At 50.0% G+C, this 1139-nt stretch carries 2 protein-coding genes; both read right to left on the reverse strand.

The annotated features are described in order from the left end of the window. Positions 1-441, reverse strand: a 441-nt coding sequence (locus tag FP827_06700) for a polyphenol oxidase family protein (protein ID MBA3052757.1), incomplete at its 3' end; no start/stop codon positions are given. Positions 442-464: 23 nt separating this feature from the next. Then, a partial coding sequence (locus FP827_06705) for a type IV pili twitching motility protein PilT (protein ID MBA3052758.1) occupies positions 465-1139 on the reverse strand: 675 nt, incomplete at its 5' end.

The raw sequence follows: 1139 nt of genomic DNA on the forward strand, positions 1-1139 counted from the left end.
CGGGCCTATCACCGTTTTCAGTGAGGACATGTGCAGGGGATATTTTTTTTCTATGCTGTCCATTGTTGAAATTATTATGTTCTTTGAAATACCTCTCCATCCGGCGTGTATGATACCGGCGAAAGACGCCTGCGCGTCATAAAAATAAACCGGTATGCAGTCGGCCGTGTAAATAAGCAGCACCACATTCTTGTCGCGGGTGACAAGGGCGTCAACATCCGCCAGCGGGCTGAGGGCCTGCACATCAACCTCTTTCAAAACCGTGCCGTGCGACTGGCCGGCGTAAACAGGCACAGCACCGGAGAAATGCCTTCTCGCGAAGGCCTCCATATTCGCGCTGTCTTTCATGTCGCCGCTGGCCCGGAAAGAAAATAAAGCGCTCACTCCTGAGCCGAGATATTTGGAGAAATCCGCGAAATCCTCAGTGACTGTTTTTCCCATGAATTATTCCGCGCGGAGCGCCATTAAAAATTCCTTTTGATGCCCGGGGTTTGGCTCTTATGGTCGCCGGGGCCTTCGCCTGCGCTGAAACCCGTCGCCGCCGTGGTCATGTCCACGCCTCTCATGTATAGCTTGAATTCTTCAGGGTTGGTTGAAACAGCCAGGGCGTCTTCCTCGCTTATAATGTCTTTTTCGCAAAGGCCGAAGAGCGCCTGATTGAAAGTCTGCATTCCATAATAAGCGCCTTTGGCCATGAGATCATAAATTTCGGAAAGTTCGTTTTCGGCGATAAGTTTTTTAACAGCCTCGGTGTTCACCAGGATCTCGCACACCGGCACCATGCGGGACCCGTCTTTGCTTTTCATGAGCCGCATGGAAATGATCGCCCTGAGAGTTTCGGAAAGCTGCAGACGCACCTGGTTCTGATGCGAAATGGGAAAAAAATCAATTATCCGGGATATGGTCTGATAAGCGTTTATCGTGTGGACGGTGGAAAAAACGAGATTACCCAGTTCGGCGGCCGAAATACCCGCCTCAATGGTATCAATATCCCTCATCTCGCCGATGAACAGCACATCAGGATCTTCCCTCACGATGTTTTTGAGAGCGTCCATATACGAGAGCATATCTCCGCCGAGCTCTCTCTGTGTTATGATTGATTTGTTGTCTTTGAAAAAATATTCTATGGGGTCTTCCAG

It is taken from the genome of Candidatus Omnitrophota bacterium, from assembly GCA_013791745.1.
In the GTDB taxonomy this organism is placed as follows: domain Bacteria; phylum CG03; class CG03; order CG03; family CG03; genus CG03.